14 protein-coding genes are annotated in these 13,902 nt (G+C 58.1%); all 14 read left to right on the top strand.

Going from position 1 to position 13,902, the window contains the following annotated elements:
* Positions 1 to 157 precede the first annotated feature (157 nt).
* Positions 158 to 1,021, top strand: coding sequence for a translation elongation factor Ts (tsf, locus tag K1567_RS09550; RefSeq protein WP_034096239.1), 864 nt, complete (start codon positions 158 to 160; stop codon positions 1,019 to 1,021).
* A 210-nt stretch (positions 1,022 to 1,231) separates the two neighbouring features.
* On the top strand, positions 1,232 to 1,975 hold the full coding sequence (gene pyrH / locus K1567_RS09545; RefSeq protein WP_003189161.1) for a UMP kinase: 744 nt from the start codon (positions 1,232 to 1,234) through the stop codon (positions 1,973 to 1,975).
* Positions 1,972 to 2,529 carry a ribosome recycling factor gene (gene frr, locus K1567_RS09540; RefSeq protein ID WP_034096240.1) on the top strand — a complete coding sequence of 186 codons (558 nt, stop codon included), beginning with the start codon at positions 1,972 to 1,974 and terminating at the stop codon, positions 2,527 to 2,529. Before pyrH ends, frr begins: the two co-directional genes overlap by 4 nt.
* A gap of 17 nt (positions 2,530 to 2,546) precedes the next feature.
* Entirely contained in the window at positions 2,547 to 3,302 is a 756-nt protein-coding gene (uppS, locus tag K1567_RS09535; RefSeq protein ID WP_034096241.1) for a polyprenyl diphosphate synthase, read from the top strand.
* Positions 3,303 to 4,112, top strand: coding sequence for a phosphatidate cytidylyltransferase (locus K1567_RS09530; protein WP_034096242.1), 810 nt, complete (start codon positions 3,303 to 3,305; stop codon positions 4,110 to 4,112). It begins immediately after the preceding gene.
* Positions 4,109 to 5,299 (top strand): 1-deoxy-D-xylulose-5-phosphate reductoisomerase, encoded by a 1,191-nt coding sequence (gene ispC / locus K1567_RS09525; RefSeq protein WP_220698407.1) that lies wholly within the window; start codon positions 4,109 to 4,111, stop codon positions 5,297 to 5,299. Before K1567_RS09530 ends, ispC begins: the two co-directional genes overlap by 4 nt.
* 52 nt (positions 5,300 to 5,351) lie before the next feature.
* On the top strand, positions 5,352 to 6,704 hold the full coding sequence (rseP, locus tag K1567_RS09520) for a sigma E protease regulator RseP (RefSeq protein WP_220698406.1): 1,353 nt from the start codon (positions 5,352 to 5,354) through the stop codon (positions 6,702 to 6,704).
* 74 nt (positions 6,705 to 6,778) lie between these two features.
* A complete protein-coding gene (gene bamA / locus K1567_RS09515) occupies positions 6,779 to 9,166 on the top strand; it encodes an outer membrane protein assembly factor BamA (protein ID WP_220698405.1) in 2,388 nt (795 codons plus the stop codon).
* Between the two features lie 45 nt (positions 9,167 to 9,211).
* Positions 9,212 to 9,715 (top strand): OmpH family outer membrane protein, encoded by a 504-nt coding sequence (locus K1567_RS09510; RefSeq protein WP_003219314.1) that lies wholly within the window; start codon positions 9,212 to 9,214, stop codon positions 9,713 to 9,715.
* A 3-nt stretch (positions 9,716 to 9,718) separates the two neighbouring features.
* The gene (lpxD, locus tag K1567_RS09505) at positions 9,719 to 10,774 is read left to right on the top strand and encodes a UDP-3-O-(3-hydroxymyristoyl)glucosamine N-acyltransferase (RefSeq protein WP_034112165.1); all 1,056 of its coding nucleotides are present in this window, start codon (positions 9,719 to 9,721) and stop codon (positions 10,772 to 10,774) included.
* Positions 10,775 to 10,885: 111 nt separating this feature from the next.
* Positions 10,886 to 11,326, top strand: coding sequence for a 3-hydroxyacyl-ACP dehydratase FabZ (gene fabZ, locus K1567_RS09500; protein WP_003172281.1), 441 nt, complete (start codon positions 10,886 to 10,888; stop codon positions 11,324 to 11,326).
* The gene (lpxA, locus tag K1567_RS09495; RefSeq protein ID WP_034096247.1) at positions 11,323 to 12,099 is read left to right on the top strand and encodes an acyl-ACP--UDP-N-acetylglucosamine O-acyltransferase; all 777 of its coding nucleotides are present in this window, start codon (positions 11,323 to 11,325) and stop codon (positions 12,097 to 12,099) included. The genes fabZ and lpxA overlap by 4 nt, the downstream gene beginning before the upstream one ends.
* A 2-nt stretch (positions 12,100 to 12,101) precedes the next feature.
* The gene (gene lpxB, locus K1567_RS09490; RefSeq protein WP_220698404.1) at positions 12,102 to 13,241 is read left to right on the top strand and encodes a lipid-A-disaccharide synthase; all 1,140 of its coding nucleotides are present in this window, start codon (positions 12,102 to 12,104) and stop codon (positions 13,239 to 13,241) included.
* A complete protein-coding gene (gene rnhB / locus K1567_RS09485; RefSeq protein ID WP_034096249.1) occupies positions 13,238 to 13,870 on the top strand; it encodes a ribonuclease HII in 633 nt (210 codons plus the stop codon). Before lpxB ends, rnhB begins: the two co-directional genes overlap by 4 nt.
* The last annotated feature ends 32 nt before the right edge of the window (positions 13,871 to 13,902 follow it).

Below are 13,902 nucleotides of genomic sequence, written 5' to 3'. Positions count from 1 at the left end.
GGGCTTGGCCCCCTTTTTGCCCCCTCGAAAACCATTTGTCGGCAGCGCAGCTACATCATCTGTAACGTGCAGCGGCCTACAAGGGGTGGTTCGAGAAGAATTGATCGCCCGTTTAATCGGGTGGAATGGTTGAAAACCTATCCAAGAGGATTTTGAAATGGCAGAGATTACTGCAGCGTTGGTTAAAGAACTGCGCGAGCGTACCGGCGAAGGCATGATGGATTGCAAAAAAGCCTTGACCAAGGCTGGCGGCGACATCGAAAAAGCCATTGATGACATGCGTGCTTCCGGCGCCATCAAGGCTGCCAAGAAAGCAGGCAACGTTGCCGCTGAAGGCGCCATCGCTCTGAAAGAAGACGGCAAATCCGCCGTTCTGCTGGAAGTGAACTCCCAGACCGACTTCCTGGCTCTGCAGGACGACTTCAAAGCATTCGTTGCCGATAGCGTTGAAAAAGCGTTCGCTGACAAGCTGACCACTGTCGAGCCTCTGATCGAAGCTCAAGAAGCTGCCCGTCTGGTACTGGTCGGCAAGGTTGGCGAAAACGTCAACATCCGTCGCCTGGTCCGCGTTGAGGGTGATGTAGTGGGTGGTTACCTGCACGGTAACAAGATCGGTGTTGCGGTTGTCCTGAAGGGCGGCAACGTTGAGCTGGCCAAAGACATCGCGATGCACGTCGCAGCCAGCAACCCTGAGTTCCTGCTGCCTTCGGAAGTATCTGCCGAAGCCATCGAGCGTGAAAAAGCTGTGTTCCTGCAGCTGAACGAAGAAAAAATCAAAGGCAAGCCAGAAAACATTGTTGAGAATATGGTTAAAGGCCGTATCAGCAAGTTCCTGGCCGAAGCGAGCCTGGTTGAGCAGGCGTTCGTCAAGAACCCTGAAATCAAGGTTGGCGAGCTGGCTAAAAAAGCCGGCGCTGAAATCGTTTCCTTCACTTACTTCAAAGTAGGCGAAGGCATCGAGAAGCCGGTCGACAACTTCGCTGAAGAAGTTGCTGCCCAGCTGGCTGCCGCCAAGCAATAAGACAGTTTTAACTGTCGCCCGAAAGAGGCTGCCCGCTCACGCGCGCAGCCTCTTTTCAAATGGGAAGGCCAATTTTATTTGGTTTCCTTTCGGAACTGGCTTACAAAGCCGTGTTCCGATGGCGCTGTGATAGCGTCCAGCTAGAGTGAACGCAAGCCGTAAACGGCTCGCCAAGAATTTTTGAAAAATACGCCGCAGGAGAGATTCGCAATGGCTCAGCAGGGCAGTGGTTATCAGGCTCGCTATAAACGCATTCTACTCAAGCTCAGCGGCGAGGCCCTGATGGGCTCGGAAGAGTTTGGGATTGATCCCAAGGTGCTCGACCGCATGGCGCTGGAAGTCGGCCAACTGGTCGGCATTGGCGTGCAAGTGGGCCTGGTGATTGGCGGTGGCAATCTGTTCCGTGGCGCGGCACTTAGTGCTGCCGGTATGGATCGGGTCACCGGTGACCACATGGGGATGCTGGCCACTGTGATGAACGCTCTGGCCATGCGCGACGCTCTGGAGCGCGCCAACATCTCAGCCATCGTGATGTCGGCGATCTCCATGGTGGGCGTGACCGATCACTATGATCGTCGTAAAGCCATGCGCCACCTGAACTCCAAAGAAGTGGTGATCTTCGCCGCCGGCACAGGTAACCCATTCTTTACCACGGATTCGGCGGCTTGCCTGCGTGCTATCGAAATCGATGCAGACGTGGTGCTCAAGGCCACCAAAGTGGATGGTGTGTACACCGCAGATCCATTCAAAGACCCGCATGCCGAGAAGTTCGATCATCTGACCTACGATGAAGTGCTGGATCGCAAGCTGGGTGTGATGGACCTGACGGCTATTTGCCTGTGCCGCGACCACAAGATGCCGCTGCGCGTATTTAACATGAACAAGCCCGGCGCCCTGCTGAATATCGTACATGGCGGTGCGGAAGGGACTCTGATCGAGGAAGGCCAACAATGATCAATGAAATCAAGAAAGACGCCCAAGCGCGTATGCAGAAATCCCTGGAGTCTCTGAGCCACGCATTCGGCCAGATTCGTACCGGCAAGGCTCACCCGAGCATCCTGGGCAGTGTGATGGTGCCGTATTACGGCGCAGATACGCCGCTGAGCAGCGTAGCCAACGTCACCGTCAAAGATTCGCGGACCCTGCAGGTCGTGGCCTTCGAGCGCAACATGCTTGCGGCCGTCGACAAGGCGATCCAGAGTGCCGGTTTGAATCTCAACCCGACCAACCTGGGCGAGTTGTTGCTGATCTCCATGCCTGCCTTGACCGAAGAAACCCGTAAGGGCTTCACCAAGCAGGCGCGCAGCGCGGCAGAAGATGCGCGCGTTGCTGTGCGTAACATTCGTCGTGATGCCTTGGGCGAACTGAAGAAGTTGGTCAAGGACAAGGAAATCAGCGAAGACGAAGAGCGTCGTGCCGTCGCCGATATCGACAAGCTGACCAAGGAAGCCGAGGCGAAGATCACTCAGGCAACCGAAGAAAAAGAAAAGGACCTGATGGCCGTATAAAGGGTCAGGACGCCTTCATGGAAAAGACCAAGCAGACTGTGCCCTCCGTGGTGCCGCGCCATGTCGCGATCATCATGGATGGGAATAATCGCTGGGCGAAGAAACGCTTTATGCCGGGTGTTGCCGGGCATAAAGCGGGTGTCGATGCGGTGCGGGCGGTGATTGAGGTGTGTGCCGAGGCCAAGGTGGAGGTGCTCACGTTGTTCGCGTTCTCCAGTGAGAACTGGCAGCGCCCCGCCGAAGAAGTCAGCGCGTTGATGGATCTGTTCTTCAAGGCCCTTCGTCGAGAGGCCAAGCGTCTCAACGACAACAACATCAGCCTGCGCATTATTGGTGATCGCTCGCGGTTCCACCCGGAGCTGCAAGCGGCCATGCGCGAAGCTGAGGCCATCACCGCCGGAGCCGACCGTTTTGTGTTGCAGATTGCAGCTAACTACGGCGGCCAATGGGACATCGCCCAGGCTGCGCAGCGCTTGGCTCGCGAAGTCCAGGCCGGTCATCTGCGACCGGACGACATCACGCCCGAATTGCTGCAAACCTGCCTGGTCACCGGCGACCTGCCGTTGCCGGACTTGTGCATCCGCACCGGTGGCGAGCACCGCATCAGTAATTTCCTGTTGTGGCAGCTGGCTTACACCGAGTTGTACTTCTCCGACCTGTTCTGGCCGGACTTCAAACACGATGCCATGCGCACTGCACTGGCCGATTTCGCTTCTCGTCAGCGTCGCTTCGGTAAAACGAGCGAGCAGATCGAAGCTGGAGCCCGGGTTTAAATGCTAAAACAACGAATCATCACTGCTCTGATCCTGTTACCGATCGCCTTGTGTGGGTTTTTCCTGCTCGATGGTTCCGGTTTTGCGCTGTTTATTGGCCTGGTCGTGACCTTGGGTGCCTGGGAATGGGCGCGTCTGGCCGGTTTCACCGCTCAGTTGCCCCGCGTGGCCTACGCCGCGGTCGTGGCGCTGCTGTTGTTCCTGATGCATACCCTGTCGAGCATCGTGGTGCCATGGGTGTTGGGCGCTGCGGTACTGTGGTGGGCGCTGGCGACCTTTCTGGTGCTGACTTATCCGCGCACCAGCAGCCAGTGGTCCAGTGTCGCCAGCAAGCTGGTGATTGGCCTGTTGATTCTGTTGCCAGCCTGGCAGGGGTTGGTGGAAATCAAGAACTCGCCAATGGGTAACTGGCTGATCATGGCGGTGATGGTGTTGGTCTGGGGGGCTGATATTGGTGCCTACTTCTCGGGTCGAGCCTTTGGCAAGCGTAAGCTGGCCCCGGCCGTCAGTCCTGGCAAGAGCTGGGAAGGTGTGTACGGCGGCCTGGCATTGACCCTGGCCATCGCGCTGGTGGTCGGCGTGGTGCGTGGTTGGTCGGGAAAGGAAATTGTCCTAGCCTTGCTGGGCACCGCAATCGTGGTCTTCATCTCGGTGGTCGGAGACCTTACTGAAAGCATGTTCAAGCGCCAAGCCGGTATCAAGGACAGCAGTAATCTGCTGCCAGGGCATGGCGGCGTGCTTGATCGTATTGACAGTCTTACCGCCGCCATCCCGATCTTTGCCGTGTTGCTGTGGATGACCGCTTCGTGAGCCGCTTGCAGCAGGTCACCGTGCTGGGGGCGACCGGCTCGGTGGGATTGAGCACCTTGGATGTCATCGCGCGCCACCCGGATCGTTACCAGGTCTTCGCGCTTACAGGTTTTACGCGCCTCAGCGAGTTGCTGACGTTATGCGTACGCCATGCACCGCGCTATGCCGTGGTGCCTGAGCCCATCGCGGCGCGTGGTTTGCAGGCTGATCTGCGCGCGGCCGGGCTCGCCACTCAAGTGTTGGTGGAGGAGGAGGGGCTGTGCCAGGTTTCGGCGGATGCCGAGGTCGACACGGTGGTTGCGGCTATCGTCGGTGCGGCGGGCCTGCGACCGACTCTTGCGGCAGTGGATGCGGGCAAGAAAATCCTGCTGGCCAATAAAGAAGCGCTGGTAATGTCCGGTGCGCTTTTTATGCAGGCCGTGCGCAAGAGCGGTGCGGTGCTGCTGCCGCTCGACAGTGAGCACAATGCTATTTTCCAGTGTATGCCGGGTGATTTTGCGCGAGGTTTGAGTCAGGTCGGCGTGCGGCGGATTCTACTCACTGCCTCGGGCGGTCCGTTCCGGCAAACACCGCTGGTCGAATTGGAGCATGTGTCTCCCGACCAAGCCTGCGCCCATCCTAACTGGTCGATGGGGCGTAAGATTTCCGTAGATTCGGCCAGCATGATGAACAAAGGCCTGGAGCTGATCGAGGCATGCTGGCTGTTCGATGCGCGCCCTGATCAGGTCGAGGTGGTGATTCATCCGCAAAGTGTGATTCATTCTCTCGTCGATTATGTGGACGGTTCGGTATTGGCCCAATTGGGCAATCCCGATATGCGCACGCCGATTGCCAATGCCTTGGCGTGGCCGGAACGCATCGATTCCGGTGTGGCCCCACTAGACCTGTTTGCAGTGGCTCGCCTGGATTTCGAAGCGCCGGACGAGCAGCGCTTTCCTTGTCTGCGCCTGGCGCGGCAAGCGGCCGAGGCAGGTAACAGTGCGCCGGCGATGCTCAATGCGGCCAACGAAGTGGCCGTAGCAGCGTTTCTCGAACGGCGCATCCGCTTCCCGCAGATCGCGAGTATCATCGAGGACGTGCTGAGTCTGGAGCCTGTCGTGGCGGTCGGCGATCTGGGTGCGGTGTTCGAGGCGGATACCAAGGCTCGCGTCCTTGCGCAACACTGGCTGAGCCGCAACGCGAAATAGTCTGTCGGCGCGTTGAGCCTTCTGGCACTGGATTGGAATGCGGAGAAATTAGATGAGTGCGCTTTATATGATTGTCGGCACCCTGGTTGCTCTGGGTGTGCTGGTTACCTTCCACGAATTCGGCCACTTCTGGGTGGCGCGTCGTTGCGGCGTCAAGGTACTGCGCTTTTCCGTCGGTTTTGGCATGCCGCTGGTGCGCTGGCATGATCGCCATGGCACTGAGTTCGTGGTCGCAGCCATTCCGTTGGGTGGCTACGTCAAGATGCTCGATGAGCGTGAAGGCGAAGTGCCGGCCGACCAGTTGGACCAATCCTTCAATCGCAAAACCGTTCGTCAGCGTATCGCCATTGTGGCGGCCGGTCCGATCGCCAACTTCCTGTTGGCCATGCTGTTTTTCTGGGTGTTGGCCATGCTGGGTAGCCAACAGATCCGTCCGGTGATCGGTGCGGTCGAGCCGGACAGCATTGCAGCTAAAGCGGGTTTGGTCGCCGGGCAGGAAATTGTTTCCATTGATGGCGAACCCACAACAGGCTGGGGCGCGGTCAATCTCCAACTGGTGCGTCGCCTGGGTGAAAGCGGCACCGTCAGCGTCATCGTGCGTGAGCAGGATTCAACTGCCGAAACCGCCCGTTCACTGGCATTGGATCACTGGCTAAAAGGGGCTGATGAGCCCGATCCGATCAAATCCCTGGGGATTCGTCCATGGCGGCCGGTGTTGCCGCCAGTGCTCGCGGAGCTGGACCCTAAAGGCCCGGCCCATGCCGCAGGTCTGAAAACCGGCGACCGCCTATTGGCGCTCGATGGACAGGCGCTTAATGACTGGCAGCAGGTGGTCGATCTGGTGCGTGTTCGCCCTGATACCAAAATTGTGCTGAAAGTTGAGCGCGATAATGCTCAAATCGACGTCCCTGTAACGTTGGCGGCACGCGGGGAAGCCAAGGCGGCCGGCGGTTATCTGGGTGCTGGGGTCAAGAGTCCCGAGTGGCCGCCTTCGATGATGAGGGAGGTCAGCTACGGGCCGTTGGCGGCAATCGGCGAGGGTGCCAAACGCACTTGGACCATGAGTGTGCTGACGCTCGAATCCCTCAAGAAAATGTTGTTCGGCGAGCTCTCGGTAAAAAACTTGAGTGGGCCGATAACCATTGCTAAAGTGGCGGGCGCTTCTGCCCAGTCGGGTGTCGCGGATTTCCTGAATTTCCTGGCTTATCTGAGTATCAGCCTGGGTGTTCTGAATTTGCTGCCCATTCCGGTATTGGATGGGGGGCATCTGCTGTTTTATCTGGTCGAGTGGGTGCGTGGTCGCCCCTTGTCGGATCGTGTGCAGGGTTGGGGGATACAGATTGGTATCAGTTTGGTGGTTGGGGTGATGTTGTTAGCCCTGGTCAACGATCTGGGTCGTCTGTAACGCTTCGCTGAATTGCGAATCTGCCGCATTTTGCGGCAGTTTGTTTATTGCCAGTTGGAATAAGAAAGGACTTCATGAAACGTCTGCTGCTAACTGCGGTTCTCACCGTATTGATGATCGCCGAAGTTCACGCCGAGTCCTTCACCATCTCCGATATTCGCGTCAACGGCCTCCAGCGGGTTTCCGCGGGTAGCGTCTTTGGTGCCTTGCCGTTGAACGTCGGGGAACAGGCTGATGATCGTCGCCTGGTGGAATCCACTCGTGCGCTGTTCAAAACCGGGTTCTTTCAAGACATCCAACTGGGTCGAGAAGGCAACGTCCTGGTCATCAACGTCGTTGAGCGACCTTCCGTCGCCAGTATCGAGATCGAGGGCAACAAAGCGATCTCCACTGAAGACCTGATGAAGGGCCTTAAGCAATCTGGCTTGGCCGAAGGCGAAATCTTCCAGCGTGCCACCCTCGAAGGTGTACGTAACGAGCTACAACGCCAGTACGTAGCCCAGGGCCGCTACTCGGCGACCGTGGAAACGGAAGTAGTTCCGCAGCCGCGTAACCGTGTAGGCCTCAAGGTCAACATTAACGAAGGCACCGTGGCGGCCATTCAGCACATCAACGTGGTGGGCAACACCAAGTTTGCTGATGAAGACCTGGTCGATTTGTTCGAACTCAAAACCACCAACTGGTTGTCGTTCTTCAAGAACGATGACAAGTATGCTCGTGAAAAGCTCTCCGGTGACCTGGAACGTCTGCGCTCCTACTACCTGGACCGCGGCTATATCAACATGGATATCGCTTCGACCCAGGTGTCCATCACGCCGGACAAGAAACACGTCTATATCACTGTCAACGTCAACGAAGGCGAGAAGTACAAGGTTCGTGACGTGAAACTCAGTGGTGACTTGAAAGTGCCTGAAGACCAGGTCAAGTCCCTGTTGTTGGTGCAGAAAGACCAAGTGTTCTCGCGCAAGCTGATGACCACCACTTCCGAACTGATCACGCGTCGTCTCGGTAACGAAGGCTATACCTTCGCCAACGTCAACGGCGTTCCAACGCCCCATGACGAAGATCACACCGTCGACATCACCTTCGTGGTGGATCCTGGCAAGCGTGCTTACGTTAACCGCATCAACTTCCGTGGCAACACCAAGTCTGCCGACGAAGTGCTGCGTCGTGAAATGCGTCAGATGGAAGGTGGCTGGGCGTCGACTTACCTCATCGATCAGTCCAAGACCCGTCTTGAGCGCCTGGGTTTCTTCAAGGAAGTAAACGTCGAAACACCGGCGGTGCCAGGTGTGGATGACCAGGTTGACGTGAACTACGCCGTTGAAGAGCAAGCGTCGGGCTCCATCACCGCCAGCGTCGGTTTCGCGCAGAGTGCCGGTCTGATTCTTGGTGGTTCGATCACCCAGAACAACTTCCTCGGTACCGGTAACAAGGTTTCCATCGGCCTGACCCGTAGCGAATACCAAAGCCGCTATAACTTCGGTTATGTCGACCCCTACTGGACCGCCGACGGTGTGAGCCTGGGCTACAACGCCTTCTACCGCACCACCGACTACAAAGATCTCGACGTAGACGTAGCTAGCTATGCGATCGACAGCCTGGGTGCTGGCGTGAACATCGGCTATCCGATCAGCGAAACCTCGCGCCTGACCTTCGGCTTGTCGGCGCAGCAGGATGAGATCAAGACCGGTGTCTACACCGTAGACGAAATCTTCGACTTCACCCGTCGTGAAGGCGACAAGTTCCTGAACTTCAAGGCCTCTGCTGGCTGGTCCGAGTCGACCCTGAACAAAGGTGTGCTCGCAACCCGCGGCCATTCCCAGAGCCTGACGGCGGAAGTCACCACGCCGGGCAGCGACCTGTCGTTCTTCAAGCTCGACTACCGTGGCCAGCTGTTCCAGCCATTGAGTGATAACTACACCATGCGCCTGCATACTGAGCTGGGCTACGGCGATGGTTATGGTTCGACCAATGGTCTGCCGTTCTATGAAAACTACTACGCAGGTGGTTTCAACTCGGTACGCGGCTTCAAGGACAGTACTCTTGGCCCGCGCGGTACGCCGAGTCGTGGTGTAGGTGTGACCGGTAACCAGGGCACCACGGCCGACTCGGACAACGACCCGCTGCCATTCGGTGGTAACGTGTTGATCCAAGGTGGTGCCGAAATTCTGTTCCCGCTGCCGTTCGTGAAAGATCAGCGTTCCCTGCGTACATCCGTATTCTGGGACGTGGGTAACGTGTTCGACTCCAAGTGCGAGCAGATCACCAACCCGAGCGGCGTGAAGTCCAACACCCAGTGTAACGACGTGAGCCTGAGCAACATGGCAAGCTCCGTGGGTGTGGGTGTGACGTGGGTGACCGCGCTGGGCCCGTTGAGCTTTGCTCTGGCCATGCCGATCAAGAAGCCGGATAACGCTGAAACCCAGATTTTCCAATTCTCCCTCGGCCAGACGTTCTAAGCGTTTGACCTAAGATAACGACAACGGATTCTGTAGGAGTACATCGTGCGTAAGTTGACTCAATTGGTTCTGCTGGCAACCGTGCTGGTAGCGACCCCGGCCTTCGCCGAAATGAAAATCGCCGTCCTGAACTATCAGATGGCGCTGCTGGAGTCCGACGCGGCCAAAAAATACGCCGTGGACGCTGAAAAGAAATTCGGTCCGCAACTGACCAAACTCAAGACACTGGAAAGCAGTGCCAAGGGCATCCAGGACCGTCTGGTGGCTGGTGGCGACAAGATGCAGCAAGGCGAGCGTGAGCGTCTGGAGTTGGAATTCAAGCAAAAGGCCCGTGACTACCAGTTCCAATCCAAGGAGCTGAACGAAGCCAAGGCTGTTGCCGACCGCGAAATGCTCAAGCAGCTCAAGCCTAAGCTCGACAGCGCCGTGGAAGAAGTCATCAAGAAGGGTGCCTTTGACCTGGTGTTCGAGCGTGGCGCTGTGATCGACGTTAAACCTCAGTACGACATCACCCGTCAGGTGATCGAGCGCATGAATCAGCTGAAGTAAGCCATGACCGCGACTATCAAACTCGGCGAGTTGGCCGAGTTCCTGGGGGCCACCTTGCGTGGCTCCCCGGAGAAGGAAATCACTGGGCTAGCCACCTTACAGGAGGCTGGCCCAGCTCAGTTGAGCTTCCTCGCAAACCCTCAGTACCGTAAATACCTTGTCGACAGTCGTGCCGCAGCCGTGTTGCTCAAAGCTGCCGACGCTGAAGGGTTCGCGGGGGAGGCGTTGGTGGTAGCGGACCCGTACCTGGCGTATGCCAAGGTGTCGCACCTGTTCGATCCAAAACCCAAAGCGGCAGGCGGTATTCATCCTTCAGCTGTGATTGCCGATGACGCTCAGGTTGACCCAGCGGCCAGCATTGGTGCCTTTGCGGTGATCGAGAGTGGTGCGCGCATCGCCGCAGGCGTCACGGTCGGGGCTCATTGCTTTATCGGTGCGCGTTGCGAGATCGGCGCCGATGGCTGGCTCGCGCCGCGGGTGACCCTGTACCACGATGTGCGAATCGGCCAGCGTGTGGTCATCCAGTCGGGTGCCGTGATCGGTGGCGAAGGCTTCGGCTTTGCCAAAGCCAAAGGCGTCTGGAACAAAATTGCCCAGGTCGGTGGCGTTCTGATCGGCGACGATGTGGAAATTGGCGTGAACACGGCGGTGGATCGTGGGGCCTTGGCCGATACCGTGATCGGTAATGGCGTGAAGCTCGACAATCAGATCCAGATCGCCCACAACGTGCAGATTGGCGATCACACCGCTATGGCCGCATGCGTGGGGATTTCCGGCAGTACCCGAATTGGCAAGCATTGCATGCTCGCCGGGGGGGTCGGGCTGGTTGGGCATATCGATATCTGCGACAACGTCTTCATCACCGGTATGACCATGGTGACCCATTCGATTACCGAGCCGGGCGCCTATTCCTCCGGTACCGCCATGCAGCCGGCGGCCGAATGGCGCAAGAGTGCGGCGCGTTTGCGGCAGCTTGATGATATGGCTCGACGTCTCAAACAGCTGGAAAAGCGTGTTGGAGAAGTGACCCCTGGCAGTAATGCTTCATCAGAAGGCTGATACCATTTTCATATCAAGTGTGTACAGCCGCTAGGCTGCCTCCTTGATTTGCTAGCGGGGCGTGCTTTTAGTCCGCCCGCCCCCAATCTTTATTACAGGCTTCCCCCCGAAATGATGGACATCAACGAGATTCGCGAATACCTGCCTCACCGTTACCCGTTCCTGCTGGTGGATCGCGTAGTGGACCTCAATGTTGAGGAAAAGCGCATTCGCGCCTACAAGAATGTCAGCATCAACGAACCGTTCTTCAATGGTCACTTTCCCGCACACCCCATCATGCCGGGCGTGTTGATCATCGAAGCGATGGCCCAGGCTGCCGGTATCCTTGGTTTCAAAATGCTCGACCTCAAGCCCGCCGATGGCACGCTTTACTATTTCGTGGGCTCGGACAAGCTGCGTTTCCGCAACCCGGTCACTCCAGGTGACCAGTTGATCCTGGAAGCTAAGTTCATCAGCTGCAAGCGCCAAATCTGGAAATTCGAGTGCCAGGCCTCGGTGGATGGCAAGCCGGTGTGCTCCGCCGAGATCATCTGCGCGGAACGCAAACTATGAGTTTGATTGACCCTCGCGCAATCATCGATCCGTCGGCCGTACTGGCCGCCGACGTTGAGGTCGGCCCCTGGTCGATCATCGGCGCAGGTGTGGAAATCGGCGAGGGGACTGTCATCGGGCCGCATGTGATCCTCAAAGGTCCGACCCGCATTGGCAAGCACAATCGCATCTACCAATTCTCCTCGGTAGGCGAAGACACACCGGACATGAAGTACAAAGGTGAAGAAACGCGCTTGGTTATCGGTGATCACAACATCATCCGAGAGGGCGTGACAATTCATCGCGGTACCGTGCAGGATCGCGCCGAAACCACCCTGGGTGATCACAACCTGGTTATGGCGTACGCCCATATCGGTCATGACAGCGTCATCGGCAACCACTGCATCCTGGTGAATAACACCGCGTTGGCTGGGCATGTTCATGTTGATGACTGGGCGATTCTGTCCGGTTTTACCCTGGTGCATCAGTATTGCCATATCGGCGCCCATAGCTTCTCGGGCATGGGGACCGCCATCGGCAAGGACGTTCCGGCGTATGTCACGGTATTCGGCAACCCGGCCGAAGCGCGTAGCATGAACTTCGAAGGCATGCGCCGTCGCGGGTTCAGCGATGATGCCATCCATGCTCTGCGCCGCGCCTATAAGGTGGTTTATCGCCAGGGGCTGACCGTGGAGCAGGCACTGACCCAACTGACCGAACCGGCTGCGTTGTTCCCGGAAGTTGCGGTGTTCCGTGACTCGATCCAGGCGTCGACGCGCGGCATCACCCGCTGACCATGGCCAATCTGCGTATAGCGCTGGTGGCCGGAGAAGCTTCCGGCGATATTTTGGGCGCAGGTCTTATGCGAGCCCTCAAGGCTCAGCATCCGGCGGTGGAGTTTATCGGTGTTGGCGGCCCGCTGATGCAGGCTGAAGGCCTGGCGTCCTACTTTCCCATGGAGCGCTTGTCGGTCATGGGGCTGGTGGAAGTATTGGGTCGTCTGCGCGAGTTGCTGGCGCGGCGCAAACTGCTGATCCAGACCTTGATCGAAGAAAAGCCTGACGTCTTTATCGGCATCGACGCACCGGATTTCACCCTCAATATCGAACTCAAGTTGCGTCAGGCCGGGATCAAGACCGTGCATTATGTCAGCCCGTCCGTGTGGGCCTGGCGGCAGAAGCGCGTGCTGAAGATTCGCGAGGGTTGCGACCTGATGCTGACCCTGTTGCCGTTCGAGGCCAAATTCTACGAAGAGAAGGGCGTGCCGGTGCGGTTTGTCGGGCACACGCTGGCCGACGCCATTCCCCTGCACGCCGACCGAGCCGCGGCCCGCGCCGAACTGGGCTTGCCAGAAGGTCCGCTGGTGGCGCTGATGCCGGGCAGCCGAGGCGGTGAAGTCGGACGTCTGGCCAGCGTCTTCTTCGATGCGGCCGAGCGCCTGATGGTCCTTAAGCCCGGCGTGCGGTTTGTATTGCCTTGTGCCAGCCCGCAACGTCGTGCGCAGATCGAAGCGCTGCTGCCAGACCGCGACCTGCCGTTGACCTTGCTGGATGGTCAGTCCCATCTGGCTTTGGCGGCGTGCGATGCGGTCATGATCGCTTCGGGTACTGCCACGCTGGAGGCCTTGCTGTACAAGCGCCCTATGGTCGTGGCCTATCGTTTGGCGCCGCTGACCTTCTGGATTCTCAAGCGCATGGTCAAGAGCCCTTACATCTCCCTGCCCAACCTGTTGGCCCAACGCCTGTTGGTGCCGGAGTTGTTGCAGGACGATGCTACGCCGGACGCCCTGGCGCAGACCCTACTACCCTTGATCGACGGCGGCGAAGAACAGACCCGTGGGTTCGACGCCATTCACCGCACGTTGCGCCGTGATGCCTCGAACCAGGCAGCCGACGCCGTGCTGAACTTGATCGGCAAACAACAGGAAGCTTTATGAGTACGCAAATGGGCCTGGATTTCAGCCTGGTTGCCCAAGCCCATGAGCTGGTGGCCGGCGTCGATGAAGTAGGACGTGGCCCACTGTGCGGTGCGGTGGTCACGGCGGCGGTCATTCTGGATCCGAATCGACCGATCCTGGGACTGAACGATTCGAAAAAACTCACCGAAGCACGCCGTGAAAAGCTGTATGACGAGATCTGTGAAAAAGCCTTGAGTTGGCATATCGCCCGGGCCGAAGTCGAAGAAATCGACACGCTCAATATTCTCCATGCCACGATGCTGGCGATGCAGCGTGCGGTCGAAGGCCTGCACATCACGCCGAAGATGGCGATGATCGACGGCAACCGTTGCCCGAAACTGAGCATGCCGTCGGAAGCGGTGGTCAAGGGTGATAGCAAGGTGCCGGCGATTGCCGCGGCCTCGATTCTGGCCAAAGTCAGTCGTGATCGGGAAATGGCTGCATTTGAACTGATCTACCCAGGTTATGGCATCGGCGGGCATAAGGGCTACCCGACGCCCGTTCATCTGGAAGCTCTCGCACGCCTCGGCCCGACGCCGATTCATCGCCGCTCCTTCGCCCCGGTGCGCCAGGCCTACGAGCTGCGCGAGAGCTTCAGCGAGGTTTAGTCGCGAGGCTGATGTTTTTGCCAAGGCCCGGT

The sequence above is a fragment of the Pseudomonas sp. S5F11 genome (assembly GCF_019641515.1).
Lineage (GTDB): Bacteria > Pseudomonadota > Gammaproteobacteria > Pseudomonadales > Pseudomonadaceae > Aquipseudomonas > Aquipseudomonas rhodesiae.
The sequence above is the reverse complement of the archived record's forward strand: the minus strand, read 5'-3'. Positions and strand labels throughout refer to the sequence as shown.

What these genes read in the sequence shown, in the direction of transcription:
- tsf (WP_034096239.1), top strand. Translation starts at nt 158, where the DNA reads ATGGCAGAGATTACTGCAGCGTTGGTTAAAGAACTGCGCGAGCGTACC.
- pyrH (WP_003189161.1), top strand. Translation starts at nt 1,232, where the DNA reads ATGGCTCAGCAGGGCAGTGGTTATCAGGCTCGCTATAAACGCATTCTA.
- frr (WP_034096240.1), top strand. Translation starts at nt 1,972, where the DNA reads ATGATCAATGAAATCAAGAAAGACGCCCAAGCGCGTATGCAGAAATCC.
- uppS (WP_034096241.1), top strand. Translation starts at nt 2,547, where the DNA reads ATGGAAAAGACCAAGCAGACTGTGCCCTCCGTGGTGCCGCGCCATGTC.
- K1567_RS09530 (WP_034096242.1), top strand. Translation starts at nt 3,303, where the DNA reads ATGCTAAAACAACGAATCATCACTGCTCTGATCCTGTTACCGATCGCC.
- rseP (WP_220698406.1), top strand. Translation starts at nt 5,352, where the DNA reads ATGAGTGCGCTTTATATGATTGTCGGCACCCTGGTTGCTCTGGGTGTG.
- bamA (WP_220698405.1), top strand. Translation starts at nt 6,779, where the DNA reads ATGAAACGTCTGCTGCTAACTGCGGTTCTCACCGTATTGATGATCGCC.
- lpxD (WP_034112165.1), top strand. Translation starts at nt 9,719, where the DNA reads ATGACCGCGACTATCAAACTCGGCGAGTTGGCCGAGTTCCTGGGGGCC.
- fabZ (WP_003172281.1), top strand. Translation starts at nt 10,886, where the DNA reads ATGATGGACATCAACGAGATTCGCGAATACCTGCCTCACCGTTACCCG.
- lpxA (WP_034096247.1), top strand. Translation starts at nt 11,323, where the DNA reads ATGAGTTTGATTGACCCTCGCGCAATCATCGATCCGTCGGCCGTACTG.
- lpxB (WP_220698404.1), top strand. Translation starts at nt 12,102, where the DNA reads ATGGCCAATCTGCGTATAGCGCTGGTGGCCGGAGAAGCTTCCGGCGAT.
- rnhB (WP_034096249.1), top strand. Translation starts at nt 13,238, where the DNA reads ATGAGTACGCAAATGGGCCTGGATTTCAGCCTGGTTGCCCAAGCCCAT.